Annotated in this window: 17 protein-coding genes; 9 read left to right on the top strand and 8 right to left on the bottom strand. The window is 58.9% G+C overall.

Features of this window, described 5'->3' with window-relative positions; all coding sequences use genetic code 11:
- Positions 1-1,551, bottom strand: coding sequence for an MFS transporter (locus M9Q49_RS24400; protein ID WP_254511675.1), 1,551 nt, complete (start codon positions 1,549-1,551; stop codon positions 1-3).
- A gap of 107 nt (positions 1,552-1,658) precedes the next feature.
- Positions 1,659-1,949 carry a hypothetical protein gene (locus M9Q49_RS24395; RefSeq protein WP_254511674.1) on the bottom strand — a complete coding sequence of 97 codons (291 nt, stop codon included), beginning with the start codon at positions 1,947-1,949 and terminating at the stop codon, positions 1,659-1,661.
- A gap of 313 nt (positions 1,950-2,262) precedes the next feature.
- Between M9Q49_RS24395 and M9Q49_RS24390 the strand changes: the two genes are divergently transcribed.
- From M9Q49_RS24390 to M9Q49_RS24375, 4 genes are all read left to right on the top strand, one after another.
- Positions 2,263-2,478 (top strand): hypothetical protein, encoded by a 216-nt coding sequence (locus M9Q49_RS24390; protein ID WP_254511672.1) that lies wholly within the window; start codon positions 2,263-2,265, stop codon positions 2,476-2,478.
- Positions 2,479-2,601: 123 nt separating this feature from the next.
- Positions 2,602-2,934 (top strand): hypothetical protein, encoded by a 333-nt coding sequence (locus tag M9Q49_RS24385; RefSeq protein ID WP_254511670.1) that lies wholly within the window; start codon positions 2,602-2,604, stop codon positions 2,932-2,934.
- Between the two features lie 58 nt (positions 2,935-2,992).
- A complete protein-coding gene (locus M9Q49_RS24380) occupies positions 2,993-3,259 on the top strand; it encodes a hypothetical protein (RefSeq protein ID WP_254511668.1) in 267 nt (88 codons plus the stop codon).
- A gap of 524 nt (positions 3,260-3,783) precedes the next feature.
- Positions 3,784-5,508 carry an Hsp70 family protein gene (locus M9Q49_RS24375; protein ID WP_254511666.1) on the top strand — a complete coding sequence of 575 codons (1,725 nt, stop codon included), beginning with the start codon at positions 3,784-3,786 and terminating at the stop codon, positions 5,506-5,508.
- 57 nt (positions 5,509-5,565) lie between these two features.
- On the opposite strand, the gene gluQRS is transcribed toward M9Q49_RS24375, so the two are convergent.
- Complete coding sequence (gluQRS, locus tag M9Q49_RS24370; RefSeq protein WP_254511665.1) at positions 5,566-6,549, bottom strand: tRNA glutamyl-Q(34) synthetase GluQRS; 984 nt, start codon at positions 6,547-6,549, stop codon at positions 5,566-5,568.
- 90 nt (positions 6,550-6,639) lie between these two features.
- Between gluQRS and M9Q49_RS24365 the strand changes: the two genes are divergently transcribed.
- Complete coding sequence (locus tag M9Q49_RS24365) at positions 6,640-7,500, top strand: hypothetical protein (protein WP_254511663.1); 861 nt, start codon at positions 6,640-6,642, stop codon at positions 7,498-7,500.
- Between the two features lie 11 nt (positions 7,501-7,511).
- On the opposite strand, the gene M9Q49_RS24360 is transcribed toward M9Q49_RS24365, so the two are convergent.
- Complete coding sequence (locus tag M9Q49_RS24360; RefSeq protein WP_254511661.1) at positions 7,512-7,853, bottom strand: hypothetical protein; 342 nt, start codon at positions 7,851-7,853, stop codon at positions 7,512-7,514.
- A 217-nt stretch (positions 7,854-8,070) separates the two neighbouring features.
- Between M9Q49_RS24360 and M9Q49_RS24355 the strand changes: the two genes are divergently transcribed.
- Together M9Q49_RS24355 and M9Q49_RS24350 are read left to right on the top strand one after the other, a co-directional pair.
- Entirely contained in the window at positions 8,071-10,872 is a 2,802-nt protein-coding gene (locus tag M9Q49_RS24355; RefSeq protein ID WP_254511659.1) for a hypothetical protein, read from the top strand.
- Positions 10,873-11,009: 137 nt separating this feature from the next.
- The gene (locus M9Q49_RS24350) at positions 11,010-11,711 is read left to right on the top strand and encodes a hypothetical protein (RefSeq protein ID WP_254511657.1); all 702 of its coding nucleotides are present in this window, start codon (positions 11,010-11,012) and stop codon (positions 11,709-11,711) included.
- An 80-nt stretch (positions 11,712-11,791) separates the two neighbouring features.
- Here the strand turns inward: M9Q49_RS24350 and M9Q49_RS35540 are convergent, their stop codons facing one another.
- The gene (locus M9Q49_RS35540) at positions 11,792-15,889 is read right to left on the bottom strand and encodes a VWA domain-containing protein (RefSeq protein WP_261365093.1); all 4,098 of its coding nucleotides are present in this window, start codon (positions 15,887-15,889) and stop codon (positions 11,792-11,794) included.
- Between the two features lie 435 nt (positions 15,890-16,324).
- Between M9Q49_RS35540 and M9Q49_RS24335 the strand changes: the two genes are divergently transcribed.
- Together M9Q49_RS24335 and M9Q49_RS24330 are read left to right on the top strand one after the other, a co-directional pair.
- A complete protein-coding gene (locus tag M9Q49_RS24335) occupies positions 16,325-17,812 on the top strand; it encodes a tetratricopeptide repeat protein (protein WP_254511656.1) in 1,488 nt (495 codons plus the stop codon).
- A 143-nt stretch (positions 17,813-17,955) separates the two neighbouring features.
- Entirely contained in the window at positions 17,956-18,138 is a 183-nt protein-coding gene (locus tag M9Q49_RS24330) for a hypothetical protein (RefSeq protein ID WP_254511654.1), read from the top strand.
- A 105-nt stretch (positions 18,139-18,243) separates the two neighbouring features.
- Here the strand turns inward: M9Q49_RS24330 and M9Q49_RS24325 are convergent, their stop codons facing one another.
- The 3 genes from M9Q49_RS24325 to M9Q49_RS24315 all read right to left on the bottom strand — a co-directional run bounded on the left by M9Q49_RS24325 (position 18,244) and on the right by M9Q49_RS24315 (position 19,668).
- Positions 18,244-18,726 carry a hypothetical protein gene (locus M9Q49_RS24325; RefSeq protein WP_254511652.1) on the bottom strand — a complete coding sequence of 161 codons (483 nt, stop codon included), beginning with the start codon at positions 18,724-18,726 and terminating at the stop codon, positions 18,244-18,246.
- A gap of 51 nt (positions 18,727-18,777) precedes the next feature.
- Complete coding sequence (locus M9Q49_RS24320; protein ID WP_254511650.1) at positions 18,778-19,038, bottom strand: hypothetical protein; 261 nt, start codon at positions 19,036-19,038, stop codon at positions 18,778-18,780.
- A gap of 195 nt (positions 19,039-19,233) precedes the next feature.
- Positions 19,234-19,668, bottom strand: a complete 435-nt coding sequence (locus M9Q49_RS24315; protein ID WP_254511648.1) for a DUF4198 domain-containing protein — start codon at positions 19,666-19,668, stop codon at positions 19,234-19,236.
- Between the last annotated feature and the right edge of the window lies 1 nt (position 19,669).

Genomic DNA, 19,669 nt, shown 5'->3' with positions numbered 1-19,669 from the left:
TTATTCCGGCAACGGCTTGCCCTTGGTCTCTGGCAGAAACGGCAAGGCAAACAGGCCGATCAGGAATACGACGCACATGGTCGCGCCGGCATAGCGCAGCGGTTCGTCGTACTTTGAAAAGGCCATGTTGAGCCCCATCTTCACCACCGGACCGAGCGCGGCCACAAAACGGCCCACGTTGTAGCAGAAGCTAGTTCCCGTGCTCCGCAATCTCGTCGGAAAGAGCTCGGGGAAATAGATCGCATAGCCGCCGAAGAGCGACAACTGACAGAAGCCCATGATCGGCACGAGGACGAAAATCTGCCACATGTGCTGCAGCGTCAAGAACACGTAGATCGTCATCCCGAAAGCCGCAATCAGGGCGATGGCGAAGGTCGGCTTGCGACCGATCACTTGCGACAGCGCTCCAAAACCAAACATTCCGCAGAACGCGCCGATGTTGATCGCGATCGAAGTCAGGCTTTGATACTTCGTTAGTTCGCGCTTCACTTCGGCGTCGATCTTCTTCTTAATATCTGCCAGATCGGCCGATATCTCACTCTCCTTGCCGGTCTTCCACAGTTGATGAATGGAGGTCAGCTGAGTTTCGCGCGTCGCGTCCTTCGCGGTGGCGGCTGCGGCAATCTCGCGCTGATACACGCCTTCGGTCAGTGGCTTGGTCTGTACCTGACGGATCAAGTCCGGCGTGTAGAAACCAACAGCCCACAAGCCGATCACACCCGAACACGCCAGCATCAAGCCAAAGAGCGCATGCTTTCGCCAGAGCGGATCAGAGAAGAGTTCGCTGTACGAGCCGAGCTGTTTGGTAACGGCGCCATCGTGAGACGCCTTGGCCCATTGTTCGGGCTCTTTTAACCGTCGCCGAATTACGAGCGCGAGCAAGGCCGGCAAGGCACCGATGAGGAACATGATCCGCCAAGGCGTTGCCAGGAACGACGGCAGGAAGGAGATGCTCTCCAGCCCTTCGCCTTCCATCAACCCGAGTTGCCAGTTGATGAGGGCAGCGCTGATGTTGCCGAAGGCCGACAGCGCTTGCAACAACGACAACGCAAAGGGTCGCGCCCGAGTCGGCATGACTTCGGCCACCAGCGCGACGCCCACCGCAAATTCGCCGCCGACACCGAGGCCGGTCAGAAAGCGATAGAACGCAAAGTCATAAACCGATTGCGAAAGCGAACTCAACCCGGTGAACATCGAGTAAAGCAAGATCGTAATGACCATCGTCTTCGCCCGGCCGATGCGATCGCCGAGCATGCCGAAGATCAAACCGCCCGTCGCCCAGCCGGCGATGAACACGCTCGTGGCAATGTCGCCCGCATTCTGCGTCCACAGCTTGAACGCCACCGGATCTGATTTGAGGTGCTTGAGCAACTCACCCATCGCCTGCGGTCGCGCCAGGATGAAAAGCTGCTGATCGAGACAGTCGAACAACCACCCCAGAGCGGCGACGATCAATACGAACCAGTGGTAGCGGGTGAGCAATTTGTACCACGGGCGGCGATCGTTCGGATCGTCCGGCAGAGCCGGCCCGGCTTCTTCGAAACCATGCATGAGATAGTGCGCTCCAGAAAGGTGGGAGCCTCGCAGTGTAAGTACGTACGCGAACGAGGGCAAGGGTTTTTGCCCCGTTGTAAACTGGCGATGTTGAGCGAAACAGCCTAAACGGGCGGGATGAAAACGTACGTCGTCAGCAGCCAGTACTCGCCATAGGTCACCACGCCGCAAGCGATGAAGAAGGCGGCGATCGGAAACAAGCCGAGGGCTTCGGTGTTGTCGTTCCAGCCCATCATCACGCGCACGATCGGCGGCACGAAGGCAATCGTGAGAATCGCCAAGATCGTGCCGAAGAAGGTATCGGCGGCTGTCTCTTTGCTATCGAAGATCAACCAACCGATGAGCAGATAGAGAGGAATGTTGACGAGGAGCAGCGTGATGATCAGCCAAGCCATGGCAGGTACCTGGTGGGGGTTCTTTCTGGAGTGGCTATCTTAATTGATCGTTGGGTTGGTCGTGAGATTTTGTGATAGGGAGGTTGGGTGATAGGGAGTTGCTGCGTTCGTTCGCGAACTCAACGCGACAGTTTGTAATTGCGTTTTTACATTCCATTTATTTAGCCACCAGCTTTAGCTGGTGGAACGTGAAAAGGACGCAGCAGGCTTTAGCCATTCCAATGGCTCGCTCGGGAAGAATGGCTAAAGCTGGGGGCTAAAGGAGGGTTACCTTATCCTCGCGGCGCTCCGCTGAAGCGAATAAAATCTCCGCATGAAGAAACACATGGCTCCTTTCTTCGTCGCGGCGTTGCTCCTCTTTCTTCCGCTGTTGTTGTACGTGGGCAGTTACTACGCGTTGCTGGAAGACACAAGGTACGGCCAGCCTTGGTACCGAATCGAGGGCCTGGGCATTATTTATTTCTTTCGGCCCATTGAGGACATCGATCGCAAACTCAGGCCGAGCGCGTGGGTTGATACGGAGACGTAAGCGATGGCAATGAACCAGTGCCGAAGCGCGATGGAGAATCTGCCATGAGTTTCGGTATATTGGTACCGGCTCGACCCAATGAGAGGCGTCCTGCAAGTGGGCTGACAGGCATAGTATTGAGCCATGAAACCTGAATCTCGCGCACCCTTGTTTCTCGCCATCGTGCTGCTGCTGTTCCCAGTGCTGTACGTGGGGAGCTATCTCGCGCTGGTTACGCCAGGGAAAGTTCGTTTTGCAAAGGTAGCGAATGTCGGACCCTCGACGTACCAAAGCATGGTGATTTACGAAACGTACCGCTATGGCGGCAGTTGGTCCGAAATCCTGTTCTGGCCGCTAGAGAGGGTCGACCGGAAGGTGCGACCGGGGGCTTGGGAGTTAGATCAATCATGGGAGATAGATCAATTTCGTGTGCCATTTTCCGGCCACATTGAGCTCTACACACCTTGCCCCTCTTAATTCAGGTCCATGTGTTCCGTGCCAGCGACGTCGATTTGACCAAGCAGGAAGCACCAACATGAAACGCGAATCTCGCGCGCCGCTGATCGCCGCCATCTTGCTGCTGATCCTACCGCCACTGTACGTCGGCAGTTATCTGGCTCTGGTCGTGCCGGACGACCAATTCGTCGTCCGAGCTGAGATGGGGATTCGTTGGAGTGGCAACTACGGTGGTGGCGGAGACTTTGCTGCCAAATTCTTTTGGCCGTTGGAGAAAATCGATCGCCAAATTAGGCGAGACCGATGGGGTCCGAGTGAACCTCTCAAAGCGTCGGATCGCCGTTAGCAAGCCACTGGCTCGCCATTGACAAAAATGCACGCAAGTATACAATTGTCAATTGGATTCCGATGGTGATTTTCTTGTGACGGCTCGGCGAAGTCGATCGCTCCGCAACGGTTTTCAAATAGTTGTGAACTGGCAACATCGGCAGATGAAATCGTGGTGAAAGTGTTGTGAAGTCGACAACAGGCCGTCAGCAAATAGTGGTGAAGCGTCGCAAAAGTGTTGTAAAAGGGTGGTGAAGTGTTGTGGGAATTTCGAGGGTGTTTTTGCTAAGGCATTAACTGGAAAGAGGTTGCGGGGATTCGAAAACTGAAACAACTGTTGTGAGCTGCCGCCCCCCGGACGCTGGGGATCGGCAACGCAAGCAGTTGTTCGATGGAGGAGGCTGTTCGACGGTTCCGAAGTTCGGCGGTCGTTGTTCGGTTTTGGGCTGGATGATAGAGTGGAGTCAGCCAGGGCATTTTCCCACTCATCACTCGCAAAGCTAGCAACAGGCGGCGGCTTCGCACCTGGCAATTGAGGATTTCATGGCTCGAGCGAAGACAAAACACCCCGCCATCGGCATCGACCTGGGAACGACATTTTCCGTCATCTCGATGCTCGACGATCTCGGCCGGCCGAAGTCGCTGATGAACAGCGAAGGGGACATCATCACGCCGAGCGTGGTGTTCTTTGAAGGGGACGAGATGGTGGTCGGCAAGGAGGCGGCGAAAGCCCTCGCCACCGATGCCGAACAGGTTGCCGATTGTGCCAAGCGCGATCTGGGGAACCGCTTTTATCACAAGTTGCTCGGCGGTCGGCATTATCCGCCCGAGGCGATTCAAGCTTGGGTGCTGAACAAGCTGCGTCACGATGCGGCCCGGCAGATCGGCCCCTTCAGCAAAGCCGTGGTCACCGTGCCGGCGTACTTCGATGAAGTTCGCCGCAAAGCCACGCAAGACGCCGGCTACATCGCTGGTCTGGAGGTGATCGACATCATCAACGAGCCGACGGCGGCTGCGGTGGCGTTTGGCTTTTCGCAGGGATACATGAACCCCAATCAGCCCGATCAAGAGCGAAAGAAGATCCTCGTCTACGATCTCGGCGGTGGTACGTTCGACGTGACGGTGATGGAAATCGGCGGCCGCGAATTCACCGCGCTAGCGACCGACGGCGATGTACAACTCGGCGGCAAGGACTGGGATCAACGGCTCGTCGATTACGTGGCCGAAGAGTTCATCCGCAAGCACGGCATCGATCCCCGCGAGGAGCCGAACTCGCTGGGCCGTCTCAGCCGCGAATGCGAAGACGCCAAGCGCACGCTCTCGGCGCGGCAGAAGGCCAGCATCGCCTGCGACTATCAAGGCGCCGCGATGCGGATCGAAGTGAGTCGCAGCCAGTTCCACGAAATGACGCAGGACCTGCTCGACCGCACGGCGTTCACCACGCGGCAAACGCTGCAAGCCGCGGGACTCGGGTGGACCGATATCGACCGCGTGCTGCTCGTTGGCGGCAGCAGTCGCATGCCAGCCGTCGTGCAAAAACTGAAAGAACTGAGCGGCAAGGACCCTGACTGCAGCGTCTCGCCCGACGAAGCCATTTCGCATGGTGCTGCCCTGCATGCGGGCATTCTGCTGGCCTATCACGAAGGGAAGTCGCCCTCGTTTCACATTCGCAATGTGAACTCGCACAGCCTGGGCGTGGTCGCCATGGATGTGAAAACCAAGCGTCCCCGCAACGCCATTTTGGTGCCTCGTAATACGCCGCTGCCGGTGGTCGCGCGGCGCGTGTTTAAGACGCAAAAACAAGGGCAAAAGTCGATTCTGGTGCAAATCGTTGAAGGCGAAAGCACGTCGCCCGACGATTGCTCGCCGCTGGGCAAATGCGCGGTGCGCGACCTGCCGCCGTCGTTGCCAGCTCAAACGCCGATCGAGGTTCGCTTTCGCTATGAAGAGAACGGCCGTTTGACCGTGCTCGTCAAAGTCGACGGCACGGACAATCAACTGCGACACGAACTAAGCCGCGAAAACACCCTTTCGACCGAGCAACTCGACAGCTGGCGAAAGTACGTTTCGGGCCTCGATCCAACGGCGGAACCGGAACCGGCCAATCTTTCCGGCGCTGCTCTCGATGTGAAGCAACCGCCACGCACCCTCGCGGAAACCGAAGACATTTCCGGCGAAGATGACGAACGAGTCACCGATAAATCACTAGCCGAACGGATGCCGGATCCAGAAAGTTCATCGGAAATTCGCAAGCGTTGGAAGAACTAAAGTCGCCTTTCACTCCGTGAAAGGACGCATCTTTGTAAGACGGACCAATGGTCCGTCCTACGGTTGAGCCAACCAATTGTGCATCGCCGCTGTGAACACAAATCGTTCGCGGCTCACGCGACGCCAGTCGAAATCAGCAAGTAACTCTCGCGCGGTAACCGGCGCTGTGCTCGGTCTTAAATTACAAGAGTGAGCGAGCAGACCAATCAGCTGTTCGCTGCGAATTCCGGCCTCGCGCAGCGTCGCGAGTCGTGTATCGCCATGGCGTTTGGCGAGTCGCCGGCCATCTTCACCGACCACCAGCGGCACGTGAATGAACCGTGGCGGTTGCCAGCCGAAGAGTTCATATAACTCGAGTTGCCGAAAAGCACTCGGCAGCAAATCATCGCCGCGAACCACTTCGCTGATCTGCATGTCGTGGTCGTCAACGACAACGGCGAGTTGATAGGCCGGCGTGCCGTCGGCTTTGGCGATCACGAAGTCGCCCAGTTCTTGAAAGACATTGCAGCGAACTTCACCGACCAGACCATCGTGGTAAGTGCGGACCTTATCGGTCGTGCGCAGCCGCCAAGCGTAAGTTCCCACGGCTAATTCATCGGCTCGCGCTGCCGTGTTCTGCGCACAAGTGCCTGGATAGCGCGGGCCTTCTTGCCCTGCATGCGGAGCACTCGCGGCAGCCGCCACTTCGCTGCGCGTGCATGTGCAGGGATAGATCAACTCGCGGTCTTTCAGTTGCTGGAGCGCCGCTTGGTACAGATTGAGCCGCTCGGTTTGCACGTACGAAAACTGCGGCCCGCCGATGTCGGGGCCTGCATCCCAATCGAGCCCCAGCCAGCGAAGATCCTCGACGGCTTGCTGGGCCGCACCGACTTTGATGCGCGGACTGTCGATGTCTTCCATCCGCAAAATCAGCCGGCCGGCGCGACTTCGAGCCGACAGCCAGGCCAGCAGAAAAGTCCGCGCATTCCCTACATGCTGCGCACCCGTTGGCGACGGCGCTAGTCGGCCGATGTCACGCGCGAGTAAATTGCCGCCGCTCATCCGATTGTTGCAGATCCGCGATTAGGATAGAGATTGGTTAGCAGCCATCGTACGTACTTCTCCTTCGCGAGCAACCGTGAGCCTGCCCGAGTGAGCCTTCAAAGCGCCACCGCCGATGACCTTCTGTCGCAAACGCAGCCCGCGTATTCGTCGCAGCAGGTTGCGCTCCCGCGCGCTAACTCGCCTTACCTGGGCCTGACGCTCACGCTGCTGTTTCTTACCGCGGCCGGCGTGCAAAACGCCATCGTCCTTACCTGGATCAATGTCGCCGGCGGCAATCAATCGCAGCCGGGCACGATCTACGGCTTGGCGCTGGTCTTCGCTCAGCAAGGACTCGTTGCACTCTACTGCGGCTTCAGCCGGCAACACGTCGCGCTGCGGACCGCGCTGTTTCTCGCCGCGATGTTCATCAGCGGCGATCTCGCCAGCCGCTACGCGGGCCATGCGGAGTTGCAAGGAACTTGGATGCTGGCGATGCTCGCGCATGGCCTCTTTGTGCTCAGCGGCGTATGGTACGCGCGGATCCTCGGCATGCGACTGACGCTCACCGGCGAGCGCGACGCCGACGACGCACCCTGGCAATTCACGCTGCTGCGACTCTTCGCCGTCACGACGATCGCGGCCTTGCTGATGGGTGTATTCACCTACCTGCGGATCGATCAGGAACAGTTGCCGCATCTCTTTGTGCAAGCCATTTTGCTCGGCGCCCTGCCGCTGCAAGTTTGGTTCGTGGCCTTGATGCAAGAGCGGTTTCTGCTGCTCATCAAGATCAGCTTCGCCACCATCTGCGTAGCCACGACCATCCTCACGTTCCTGCTGCCCGATGCCGATCTGCTCACGATGCTCTGGCTCACGCTCCTCCAGTCACTCATGATTCACGCTGCAGTCAGTGTCATTCAGCAGGCCGGATATCGCATTGTGGTTCGTGGCGAAAAAGCGAAAGCAGCGTAACGACGCGTGCTTTAGTCTTCGATTTCCAGTCGCACTTCTCCCAGCAAACCCGGCCCTGCTTGGCCGGCAAGTTCCAGCGTAATGCGGAGAGCGTTCCGCAGTTGCAGCCGTCCGGTGACTTCGTATCTGCGCGAACCTTCTGCCGCCAGTTGCAGTCCTAGTGACTGGTCGTTGAGTTCGATTGTCGCTCGCGCGTGAACGCTCTCAATCACCAGCGACACGCGCTCCTGCGACAAATTCGTCGGCAAGCCGAAATGGCGGATGAACTGCGCGGGACCGGCGAAATCGGCGCCAAGCGCGGACCAATCGCCGGGCATGGTCGTTTCGACTGCAGTCGTTGGATCCGCGTCCATGGGGAGAAGTTTCCACGGGCCGCGCAGACGGATAGTGTGCATCGGGCTGTTGTCGGTTGCCGGGCAGAAAGTGTCAATGGCCCAGCGAACTGAGTCCAGGGAGGTAAGAGCCGTGCGGCAAGCACGGTGAGGTATGCTTGATCGCCAATTGCCAGACTTCTAGCGTAGATGTTGCTGACGGTTGCGCTCCTGACGATTTTGAGGCGAGCGGACGACTATGGACTGCAAACCAGCGAGCACGAATCCGAAGTCGGCGCGGTGGATCGTTCCGCTGCTGCTGCTCGGGCCGATCGTAGCGATCTTTGCGCCGGTGCTGTTTGCCGATCGCTCATTTGCTTTTCGCGATGGGGCCCACTTTTATCATCCGTTGTTTCAGTGGATCACCGCCGAGTGGGGCCAAGGCCGCGTGCCGCTGTGGAACCCGCAGGAAAACTGCGGCTTGCCGGTGCTCGCCGATGCGACCAGCAGCATCTTCTATCCCGGCAAGCTGATCTTCACGCTGCCGCTGCCGTTTGTCTGGCTCTACAAGTTTTACATCATCGGCCATGTGGTGCTCGCAGCGCTCGGCATGTTCGCATTCGCGCGACGGCTGCGGGCCAGCGAACAAACGGCCGTGCTCGTCGCGATCGCTTACGCGTGCGGCGGCAATGTCGTGTTTCAATATTGCAATGTCATCTTCCTGGTCGGCGCGGCTTGGCTGCCGTTCGCGCTACTAGCCATCGAGACCATCGTGAGCAGCCGGTGCTGGCGGGCGATGCTCTTCTTGGCCTTTGTGCTCGCGATGATGATCCTCGGTGGCGATCCGCAGATGGCGCTGCATGTGCTGCTCGCCGCGGGATTGCGAATCGCGGCCTCCCTTGCTTCGATACTCAGAGGAGAGAGCCGGGAGGAGGGGCTGACGTTGGTGCAGCCTTCTATTTTCCAACAACTGACGCCCTCCGCCGCACTACTCGCCGGCGCTGCGATCCTTGCCTTCCTTCTCGCCGCCGTTCAAATCTTTCCTTCATCGGAAGCCACGAAATCGAGCGAACGGGCTGCGTACAATCGGCCGCGGAATATTTTCGAAGCAGCCGCTGTCCTCACGACCGCTCCTGAAAGTGAGTCGCTGCTTGCCGAAACACCCAGCGAGAAAGTCGTCGCCGGCTTGTTTGGTCAGCCCGAGCCGAGTTCGCATCACGACCGCGCGTACGACTACAGCATCAGCCCTTGGCGCGTAGCGGAGTTCGTTTGGCCGAATGTTTCGGGCAAGCCGTTTCCGCGCAATCAGCGCTGGACCAGTCTCATCCCTGGCGAATCGAAGCCGTGGACGCCGACGCTCTATCTGGGTTTGCTGCCGTTTCTCGCCGGTGTCGCGGCGCTCCGTTGGTGGCGAACCGACGCGACCACGCGCTGGCTCACTTGGCTGGTGATCGTTTTCACGCTCGGCAGCTTCGGCTGGTACGGCCTCGGTTGGCTGCTGCGCGAATGTTACTCCACGATCTTGCACGGCGATCCCGCGAAGCTCGGTATCGGCAGCCCGGTCGGCGGCGTGTATTGGTTGATGGTCACGTTCCTGCCGAGCTACATCTATTTTCGCTATCCAGCCAAGCTGATGGTCGTCGCCGTCTGTGCGCTCCTTGCCATCGCCGCGCCGGCCGCCGATCGGCTGTTTGAAAAGAAGTCGGAGCGCTGGCTGCTGACGTTCAAAACCATCACCATCGCCAGCATGGTGATCGCCTTCAGTGTGTGGTGCATTTCACCGCAACTGCTGAAGCTGCCGCCTTCACCGAGCCAGATCTTCGGGCCGTTCGAAATGAGCGGTGCGTTGTTCGATGTGTTCACCGCCCTCGCGCACACGACGCTCATCGCCGCGCTGTCGTATTGGCTGCTGACGAAAATCTGGGAAGCGGCCGCGACGAGCGACGGCCAGGCAATCACACGCCTGAAGTGGGCCGCCGTCGTGATCACTGCCACGGAAGTGGTCGTTGCCAACGGCAACTTGATTTTGACGGCGCCTGCGAAGATGTGGAACTCAGAGCCCGCCATCGTCAGTTCGATCCAAGCGCGAGAAGAGCGGGAACCGGAAAACCGGCGCACTATTCAACCGCGTTTCTTCCGCGGCAGCTATCGCAGTTGGAATCCGCCGAGCTTTGCAAAAGCCGGTGCGTCGCGCCGGATCGAGGAGATGGCGACCTGGGATCACGATACGCTGTCGCACAAGTACTTTTTGCCGAGCGGCCTGTCGCTGGTCGAGTCGTATGGCTCGCTAAAGCCTGTCGATTATGAGTCGCTGCTGTTGCAGGCTCGCGCCTTGAGCCCGACGAAAGTCGACGGCGTGTCGCAACCACTGAGTGAAGCGCTGCGACTCACGGCGTGCGAATATCTCGTGCTGCCCGGCAGTGCGAAGATTCCTTACGCCGAAAATTTGCATGCGACCAACCTGCCCGAGAACTCGACGGTGTGGCGGATGAAGCGGATTTTGCCGCGCGCTCATGTGGTGGATCAAATCATCACTCTGCCGCCGCTGGCTGATTCGCTCGACCTGGCCGCGGTGGACGCCCGGGCCTTGCTCGTGCTTGCTGAGACGAGCGAGGGGAAGACGAAGATTCGCGATTTCCGCACACTCGCGGTCGTCGAGACAAAGGAAAAGTTGTCGTTGCCAGTTGTCGATGCGAGTAGTGAACCCGCGGCTTCGAAGGCGAGCGCTCAGATTGTGCTCGGCGAGCCACAGCATGTGCGCGTTCAAGCGACGCTGGAAAAACCCGGTCTGCTGGTGCTCAGCGACAGTTGGAACGCGGGCTGGGTCGCAACGCGGCAACCGGCCGACTCGCCTGTTGGCAGCCAAACCACGCCTCTGACGATTCATCGCACCAACCGCTGTTTTCGCGGCGTGCAACTTCCCGAGGGCGCATGGCAGGTCGATTTTGAATATCGGCCGCAGAGTTTTTATTGTGGCGGCGTTGTTAGTATGGTTGCCTGGCTGGGCCTGATTGCGGTTGTGATTGTGAGTTCGTTGCGATCTCGAAAAAATAGCTGTTAAGAACCTCATTGTTCGTCGACACATGCCCGCGACGTAAGTGAGTTTTTGCGTGATTGCCTGGCTGCGGATTGAGAATGCACCGCGGTAGGTGCTACGATGCGGCTTGATACAGAGGGACATTCATCCGGAGGGAACCGATGACATTCTCGATTCGCACGTTCTTGATCGTGATTGCGATTCTGGCTTGCTGGCTGGGAGCGATGGTTTCCACCTCACTGGTGATAGTGGAACTCGTCGCGAGCGCCACGCTCTTGCTCATGCTGCTCGCGCTGCCTCTGGCGATCTGGGAACCACGGGCCGAGCTCCGAGCATTTTGGACCGGCTTTTTCGTCCTCTCTCTCGGCAGCATCTTGCTTTCGAGCTATCTGGGCGGCTATCAGCAAACTTCTCAGGCCATCGCCGTCGCGATTCTGGGGCAACCTACGCCGGTGCAATATCCGCAGCCGAACTTTAGCCTCCCGCCAGGCACAGTACCGCTGCTGAGCCCACCTCAGCCAGGCTCATTTCGCCCCACTCCCGCCGATACCGAACCGAGCCTGCCCGAAATCACTCCGGGAGATGACTCGCCGGCCTCGAACAAGCCGTCGCTGAACACATCCTACTACCAACCGCCGCTCAACCCGTATAACCCCGTGCCCATCTATGCCTCGCCGAATTTCGTTCCCTATGCTCAGTACGGAGTCGCCGATCGTTACTACTTGCGGGTCAATGCCATTCGTAGTTCCGTGCCGTACTTGTTCTCGCTGCTGGCCGGCGTGATCGGCGGTTGGGTGACGATGTGGGTTTATCGGCGAGCGAAGAGCAGCGCGGCGGAAACGGGCCTGGCCACAGTGAGTTGATTTGCCGGCGCAAACAAAAACCGGCGATGACTTTCATCATCGCCGGTTCGAGTTTTTTGATTGCTGTCGGACAGCTGCGATTAGAAGAAACCGCCACCACCACCGAAGCCACCGCCACCGAAGCCGCCACCGCCGCCACCTTGGCCGCCCTGACCATTCTGGCCTTGGCCACCTTGTTGCTGCGTCTGCTGGCCGCTGACGAAGTTGAAGGTATAGACTTCCGCGATCAACGTGAACGACGGCGAGGGCGAAACGCGAACGTAACGCCGGTCAGCCGAGATCACCGCGTTGGCGAGGAACTGAGCACCTTCGGGCAACACCGTGATTTGCGGACGATAACCAACCGCACCACCCCGGTTGAAGCCGAAGCGATTGGCGAGAGCTGCTTGCTGACCCAGGCCGTTGTTGAAGCTGTTCGAAGCAGTCGAGCCGTTGTTCAGGTTGGCCATCTGCTGAGCGAGAATCGCCTGATTGACCGCGTTTTGAATGCGGGCAACCTGAGCGACTTGAGCTTCCGGCAACGGATCCTGACGACGGCCATCTTTCATTTCGAACTGAACGATCGCGCCCTTGGCGTTGATCGGAATCTGTTCGTGAATCACCTTCTGCTCGGGCGTGCCGTAGTGGGTGATGATGTCGACCGTCACCTTGCCACCGGTGGGCTTGCCCCACACGTTGTTCAGGGCGAGACGATACTTGCCATCAAAGGCTTCGCTGCAGACATACACTTCTTGATAACCGTCGGTGGTCTTCACCGAGTCAGCCGACGAGACATCGCCCACCAACATGCCGCCGCTGGTCGAGCGAGGCTGACGGAACGAGCAGTTCGTGCCGGCCGGTTCATCAACCGAGATGTCGATGTCGGCATCGCCGGTCCACTTCACCATGATCACCAGATCGCGAACGGCAGCCTGACGAACAGCTTCGTCGAGAGCCTTGGCTTCGGCTGGCTTCTTGTCCGCGATGAGTTGATCATGCGTGGCCTTGGCCAAGCGGAAGGCATTCGCGGCCAGATACATCTGTTCCTTCGGCCACGATTGGCTGAGGATACCGACGCAAGCCCATTCGATGCCCTTGGTGTCATTCAGGCGTTGGGCCAGGGCCAGACCTTGCAAGTAAGCGTCGTGCCGCGAAGGATTCGCAGCCGTGACTTGCTGGCAGATCTTGAGGGCCCGTTGATACAGGCCGGCCTTGGTCATATAGACCGCGATGAAGAGTACTTCGTCTTCCGAATTGGCAAAATCGACCGCCGACATCAGAGCCCGTTCGAGATCTTGCGGCGGAGCGTTGCTGGCTTGCATGGCCAGGCTGAGAGCTTCGTACATCCAGTGTTCGACGCAACCGTTGCGGATGGCCGATTGGATCAAAGTCGAAACCTGGTCGAACTTCTTTTCAGCCACCAACTCGCGAACCGTTTGACGGCAATCAGCCATCAGTGCGGCAGCCAACTTCGATTCTGGAGCTTCCGATTGAAATGAAGTACGACGGATGGGTTCAACTTCTTCGACGATCGCTTCTCGCTTGGCAGCGAAGTAAGCATCCCATTCGGCTTGCGTCGTGGCAGCAATCCGCTTGCCGGCCGCAGTGACCGGACGGCGAACTTCTGGTTCAACCGGAGCCGCAGGGGCTTGAGCTTGCGGAGCAGGGGCTTGAGCACCAGCAGCCGGCTTCTTGCTGCCGAGGTTCAGGTCGTCTTCGACAGCGAACAAACCGCCGCCACCACCTTGTTGACCACCGCCGCCGAAACCACCACCACCGCCGCCGAAACCACCACCACCGCCACCTTGTTGGCCACCGAAACCACCGGCGCCACCAAGCTGACCGAGAACACCACCCAGAATCGAGTTGTTCTGAATCGGCACGACCAAGTCGCCGACCGGATACACCTTGGTCGACATGTTTTCGGGGCTCTGTGCGTCTTCGATCGTGGTGATCTTGAGCACTTCGTCCTTCACCATGTAGGTCAGGTTGAGATCGCCCAGGAGCAAGCGGAGAGCCGACCGCAAGCTGATCTGCTTGAGGTTACGCGTAACCGGTTGATCGGGCTGCACGCCGGCGTCTTCGATCTTCTTGGTGAGGACGATCGTGATGTCGTGCTGATCGGCGATGAAGGCAATCACGTCCTTGAGGGGCGTGTCGACGAATTCCAGCGTCGTGTCTTCACCGAGGGCTTTGTAAACCTTTTCTTCCTTGCTCCCTTGCTTGGCAAGGTCGACCGACGCGTACTTCTTACGACGCAGCGTCAGTTCTTCCCAACGTTCGGCCGGCGGATAAATGATCGGCGGTTCGTCCGGGAAAGGAATGTGCGAATGTTCGACCTGGTACAAGGCTTCGAGGAAGTTCTTCCGGCGAAGACGTTGCACTTCGGCCAGCTGATAGTAACCGCGTTGCATGCGGCCGGCGGTCGTTACCGATTCGGCGAGCAAGTCAGCGTTCTGCCGGGTGCGAGCAGCCTGGCGATCGAGCAGTTCCACTTGCGTGGCCACTTCATCGTCAGCGATCACATAGCGGCCTTCTTCCATCAAGGAAGTGTAGCGAGCCATGATCTGTGCCAGGCGTTCTTCGCCGAGGCGGAGTTCGAGGTTGATCCGTTCGAGCTCTTTGCCAACGGCTTCTTTCTCTTGCACGATCGTCAGCTTTTCGCGAGCTTCGACCGCGATGCGGCGAGCTTCACGAATTGCCGTTTCGACGCGAGCACGCAGCTGTTGACGAGTTTCGGCGGCCAGATCGGGGGTCGAATCGACCATGAACTGAATTCGCTTGAGAGCGTCTTCGGCATTGTCCGGGCTGCTGGCCATGATGCGGCGAGCGTCGTTGAGCTGACGCTCAACTTCGGCTTGCATCTTTTGTTGATTCACTTGGTTCAGTTCGTCGAACTGGCGAATCAGCGGAGCGCCTTCTTCGGTGAGCAGCGGTTGGCCTTCGGCGGCCGGAGCACCGGGCTGCTGCAGTTTGACGAGGTTCAGGTCCGGTTCGCCACGGTTGGCGGCAGGAGCCACACCGGCTTGACGCTGGGCAGCATCACGCAAAGCCATCGCACCAGGATTGCGAGGATCGCGAGCGAGAGCGGCGTGAGCGACGTGCAATGCGCCCTGGGTGTTACCCGAGGCGAGTGCTTCTTGACCGAGTTTCGACAGTTGTTCGGCGCTTTGCATCGTCATGATGGCTGCTTCACGCAGACCAATCGTGCCGACGGTGGGCAACGAAATGCCACGATCTGGTCGGGCAACTTCCACGAGCCGCGGCAGGAAGGAGAAATCTTCCTGCGACTTTTCGGGCGACATATTCCAGTTCAACTCAACGGCCTTGCCATTCATTTCGGCAGCGATCTTGATCGGCGTGGCAGCTCGCGACGAGAGCTTGCCGACGAGGATCGTATCGCGATCGGTGCGGAACGGCGGCACATTGGCTGGATAGTGAGCAGTCATGTTTTCGGGCAGAGTGGCCGACACTGGCCAGATCACGCCAGCTTGCACGGCGGCCGCGAGAGCAGCACCGTTGACCGTCGGATCGTTGCCCATCGTGCGGAGCATACCGCCGGTTTGATTGGCCAATGCGGCTAAGCCGGAGGTGTTAATACCTTTGCCGACGGCATAGCTGGTGACAGCGGCCCGGCTCTTCACCAGGCGATCGACGGTGGCAGCCAAACGATCGGTCGTCAGCAGGTTGGCCTTGCTGTTGCCATCACCGAGATAAACGACGCTGTGAGCAGCGTTGCCAGGAGCAAAGCTCGCGGCGGCTGCTTCGAGCGCGATCGGCATGTCGGTGGCGCCGAGCGGAGCACGCTGCTGGAGCTTGGCCAGCGCGGCTTGCATGTCGGGACTATTCGGCGCGACAAAGCCGCGCGACATTTCCACGGCATTCAGATCGACCGCGATCAGCTTGACGCGATCCTGCGGCGAGAGCTTGGCCAGCATGCCGCGCAAAGCGGCGAGGGCGTCATCGCGCAACACACCGGCCTGGCTGGCCGAAGTGTCAAATAGCACGACAACTTCATTGATTTGTTGCGGGTCGCTGCCCTGTGCGGGCACGAGACTCGCGGCGAAAAACGTTTCGCCGGCGGCGCTCTCAAAGGTCGCCAGTCGCGCTGTTTCTCCCGCGGGAGGAGCAGCATTTGCGGCGAAACCAAAGATCAAGACCGTCAGACCTGCCAGCCAGAATTGACTGCGCATCGACATAAAGTTACTCCAGACAACGGTGCCATGACGGCAAGAGATCTCTCTGTTCCTAGACGAGACTGCCGTCGCCCCTGAATTCCGCGCCCCTGCATGAATGGCGACTTTGTGCTATCGCCGAAGCCCATTCTATTCAGTCGGAAGGGTTTACGCTATCAAAAAAATGCAAATTGCCGTGCACGGCCATTTTCCAGATGGTTTATGACGTGGGCTCTCGCTCCCGTGGTAGCGGTGATAGCGGCAGTATGGCTTGGGCAACCTGGCGAATATTTCTGCCGCCATTTTTCGATTCAGGTGCATCCATTCTCTTGTTACGCACGTTACTAGTATGAACAATGAATTCAGGGGCTGAGGCAGTTTCAGGCGGGGATTCGATTTTGCCGGGCAGCGTTTTTGCCATACAATGGGCCGGCAATCCCCGCCAAAAGTAGGTTGACGATGCAAGATTCAGCGTCTTTCGCAAAGAATGCGTCACTGACAGGGTCCACCACCCTGGCCAGCCGTTTTGAGCAAGGCTGCCAACTGGTGGAAGCGGGCAAGCTTCCCGAAGCCCTGAACATTCTCGCCGAGTGCGCCGCCGGTGAACCAAGCCGGGCCGACTACGTCGATACTTGGCTCGGCGCGCTCCTCCAAAACCCAGCCGCCGCTGTGGAAGACCGCCCCGCGGCCTTCGCCGCGCTCGCTCAACTCAGCCAGGAAGAACATTGGCACGAAGTGCTGCAGCAAGGACAACTCTTGCTGCGCGACTTTCCCCGCCGAACTCCGCTGCTCCAAACCTTGGCCACTGCTTCGGCATCACTCGGCTACTTTGAAGCAGCCGATTGCTATCTCGCAGCCGCTCTGGAAATTTCTGCCGAGCAACCCGATCTGCTGCGGCAACGGGCCAAGCTCCTCGCCCAGCTGCGCCGTTACGACGAAGCGCTCGAAACCTGGATGCACCTGGAACGAGTCTCGCCCGACGATGCAGGCGCCGCCGGCGCGATCGCTTCGCTCGCCATCGAACGGAGTCGCCGTCGTCATGGGTTGAAACGGCGCGTCGAAGACTTCTGGGCCACCGCGCCCAAGCCGCGCGTTCGTATTCAACCCAAGCCGCCGACCGACAATGTTTACGGATCGCTGGCCTCTCCGCAAAAGAACATCGCCGCGCCCGTGCAACGCACGCAGCTGCAAGAGCTTGAGCTCGCCGTGCGCGAGTTCCCCTCGCATGCCGACAATTACTTGCAACTCACGCCGCTCTACTTGGAGCGAGGCCGTGATCAAGAAGCAGAGCGCATGCTCAACCGAGGCCGAGCCGCGACTGGCAACAATCCACGCGTCGTTGCCTTGTGGGAAGAAGTCGCCGTCAAAGTCTTTGAAGATCGCGTGGCTCACGCTCGTCGCGACGCCGCCGAACATCCTTCGGCAAATTCGCAGACCGCACTCGCACAAATTCTCCGCGAGCGCGATAAGCTCGAGACCGCCGTTTACACTTCGCGTTTGCAACGCGAGCCCGGCAATCTGGCGCTGCAGTATGAGCTCGGCGTGCGGCTGAAACGCTCGGCGAAGTTGCACGACGCGATGAAGCATCTCCAATTGGCCTTGGGTGAACTCACCGTGCGAGCGCTCGCCGCCTTTGAGCTCGGCGAATGCCATCTGCAGCTCAACGATGTACCGCAAGCGCTGCGGTTTTATCGAATGGCATCGGAAACCGCGCTCACCGATCAGGCCGCCGCTCGCAAGCACGCGCTCTACCAGGCGTCGGTCCTCGCGCTCCGCATGAAACTGCTGAAAAACGCAGTGCGCTACCTGCGCGAGCTCAATCGCATCGACCCCAAGTTTCGCGATGCCGCGACACTGCTGCAGAATGCCCAAGCCACGTTGAGCACCGCGGAATCGAAGGCCGCGAGCGCCGGTCGGCGTGTTTCCAACTCGTCGCCCACGGTTTAATCGCCGTGGGGCAAAAGTCTTCTCAGCGTCGTCACAAAAAGTCTCGCGACTTTGAGCCGAATGCACGACGGCCTGAAATCCCGTTTCTGGTTTTGCTCGCCGTTAGCGATCGCATCGGTTCTCGGCTCACACGCAACCAGGCAATGTTCCGCGCCACCGCCCTCGTGATCCTCAGTCCGATCATTCTCAGCCTGTTGTTCATTCTGAACAACGAACTGTTCCTCATGCCCCTCTTTGGCAGCGGAGTGCTGCTGGTCTTCGCGATCGCCCAGTGGCAAGCCATTCGTTGGCTAGACAAACGCGATGCCTGGCGGCATGTGCGGTAGCGTAAGTAGGACGGACCATTGGTCCGCTCCAGAAGCGGGTACCGACAACGATCTGCTCCACTCGCAGCCCCTAGACGAACCAATGGTTTGTCTTACGGCGGTGGCTTACAGTAATCCGCCGGTGGCTGGATCGAGCGCCACGCCATGGCATAGCTTCGCGAGGCGAGCCAGCACGAGCAGCAGCGTGCCGGGGTCGAGCGGACCATCGTCTTCGTCGATCGCGTCGCCGAGTTCTTCGAAATGGAAGACATCGAACTTGGCGTTGCTGAGCATCATTCGGTCGTACTTGGCCTTTTCTTCTGCCGTCAGCTGTTGACCGCGAAATTCCTTCTTGAGCTCGGCCAGCAGTTCTTTCACTTCGTCGCCATCAATATAGATCAGGTCCATGCCCGAGGAATCGATGTGCGAGAGGACCGTCATTCCTTCCAGAAAGCCGTCTTCGCTTTGCGTCGATGCAGTAATGTTGAGACCGGCCTTCAGCTCAGTCAGGGCTCGTTTGACCGTGGCGGGAGTGGGCCGCTGCTGGGCGTCGAACAGCACGAAGTACGTTTCGCGCCACTGAAATCGGGAATCTTCGAAAAGTGACACGGTTAGCCCCTGCTGCTGACTCTAGTTGTTGCGGCTGCGAAAACCGCGGCCTTATTCGAAGTCTTGCCCGTCTGGTTCAGCGCCGCCGCCGCTGCCCCGATCAAAACCCTCGGCGTACTGCTCGAGAGCCTTCAGCGTCTTATCTCGCTCGACCCGCGAGGCGAAGACCGATTCGTCACCTTCCAGTCGAACTTCGTAATCCCCTTCGTACGAGCAATCGTCGTTGCCGCAGAAGTGCGGCACATCGGCCACCCAAATGATCCGATACAGTGGCACATGCTTATCGTCGATGAGCGCAAAGATCGAAACCACACTCAAACTCCTGGCAAACTAACTGCCAACAAACGGGCGAACGGTACCTCTGAGATTGTATCTGAAAGAGGCCTGCAGGGCTAATAGGCCAACCGGCCTGCGCGCTGGCAAAACCAGCCGGGAATTCAGGCCAATCCAACAAAAAGGGCTGCCCCAAAGAGCAGCCCCGGCAAATCTCAACATTACGAACGACGGCTAAGTCTTGAACTCATACGGATACTTCTTGCCGTCTCCCTTGAGCTCGATAATCCAGTCCTTCTTCGGCTCCTTGATGTCGACTTTCAGTGGGCTGTTTTGCGGCTTGTCATAGATCTCCGGTGCATACCGGCGATGATGGGTTTCGGAAATTGCTTCCGCCGAGTTCACGGCGACGATGTGCCCAGTGCCGACAGGGCAGCCATCGCGGCCGTCGATGGTCATGCACAGCTTGAAACGTCCCTGCGCATCGAGCCTGCCGAACGCCGATTCGCCGGCGGTGGGCACCACCATCACGCTGCCCCAGGCCAAGGGCTGGCCATCGAGCAACACTTGGCCTTCGACCGGAACAATTTTTGAGCCTTGCTCGCAACCGGTGCAAACCAGCAGCGACGCGAACAGCAACGTCAGGGCGATTTTTGACAGAATATTCATG

Source organism: Anatilimnocola floriformis (genome assembly GCF_024256385.1).
GTDB classification, from domain to species: Bacteria; Planctomycetota; Planctomycetia; order Pirellulales; family Pirellulaceae; genus Anatilimnocola; species Anatilimnocola floriformis.
The sequence above is the reverse complement of the archived record's forward strand: the minus strand, read 5'-3'. Positions and strand labels throughout refer to the sequence as shown.

Coding starts and splice junctions, on each gene's coding strand:
- M9Q49_RS24375 (WP_254511666.1), top strand. CDS start 3,784: ATGGCTCGAGCGAAGACAAAACACCCCGCCATCGGCATCGACCTGGGA.
- M9Q49_RS35540 (WP_261365093.1), bottom strand. CDS start 15,889: ATGTCGATGCGCAGTCAATTCTGGCTGGCAGGTCTGACGGTCTTGATC.
- M9Q49_RS24390 (WP_254511672.1), top strand. CDS start 2,263: ATGAAGAAACACATGGCTCCTTTCTTCGTCGCGGCGTTGCTCCTCTTT.
- M9Q49_RS24350 (WP_254511657.1), top strand. CDS start 11,010: ATGACATTCTCGATTCGCACGTTCTTGATCGTGATTGCGATTCTGGCT.
- M9Q49_RS24330 (WP_254511654.1), top strand. CDS start 17,956: ATGTTCCGCGCCACCGCCCTCGTGATCCTCAGTCCGATCATTCTCAGC.
- gluQRS (WP_254511665.1), bottom strand. CDS start 6,549: ATGAGCGGCGGCAATTTACTCGCGCGTGACATCGGCCGACTAGCGCCG.
- M9Q49_RS24360 (WP_254511661.1), bottom strand. CDS start 7,853: ATGGACGCGGATCCAACGACTGCAGTCGAAACGACCATGCCCGGCGAT.
- M9Q49_RS24385 (WP_254511670.1), top strand. CDS start 2,602: ATGAAACCTGAATCTCGCGCACCCTTGTTTCTCGCCATCGTGCTGCTG.
- M9Q49_RS24395 (WP_254511674.1), bottom strand. CDS start 1,949: ATGGCTTGGCTGATCATCACGCTGCTCCTCGTCAACATTCCTCTCTAT.
- M9Q49_RS24315 (WP_254511648.1), bottom strand. CDS start 19,668: ATGAATATTCTGTCAAAAATCGCCCTGACGTTGCTGTTCGCGTCGCTG.
- M9Q49_RS24335 (WP_254511656.1), top strand. CDS start 16,325: ATGCAAGATTCAGCGTCTTTCGCAAAGAATGCGTCACTGACAGGGTCC.
- M9Q49_RS24400 (WP_254511675.1), bottom strand. CDS start 1,551: ATGCATGGTTTCGAAGAAGCCGGGCCGGCTCTGCCGGACGATCCGAAC.
- M9Q49_RS24355 (WP_254511659.1), top strand. CDS start 8,071: ATGGACTGCAAACCAGCGAGCACGAATCCGAAGTCGGCGCGGTGGATC.
- M9Q49_RS24380 (WP_254511668.1), top strand. CDS start 2,993: ATGAAACGCGAATCTCGCGCGCCGCTGATCGCCGCCATCTTGCTGCTG.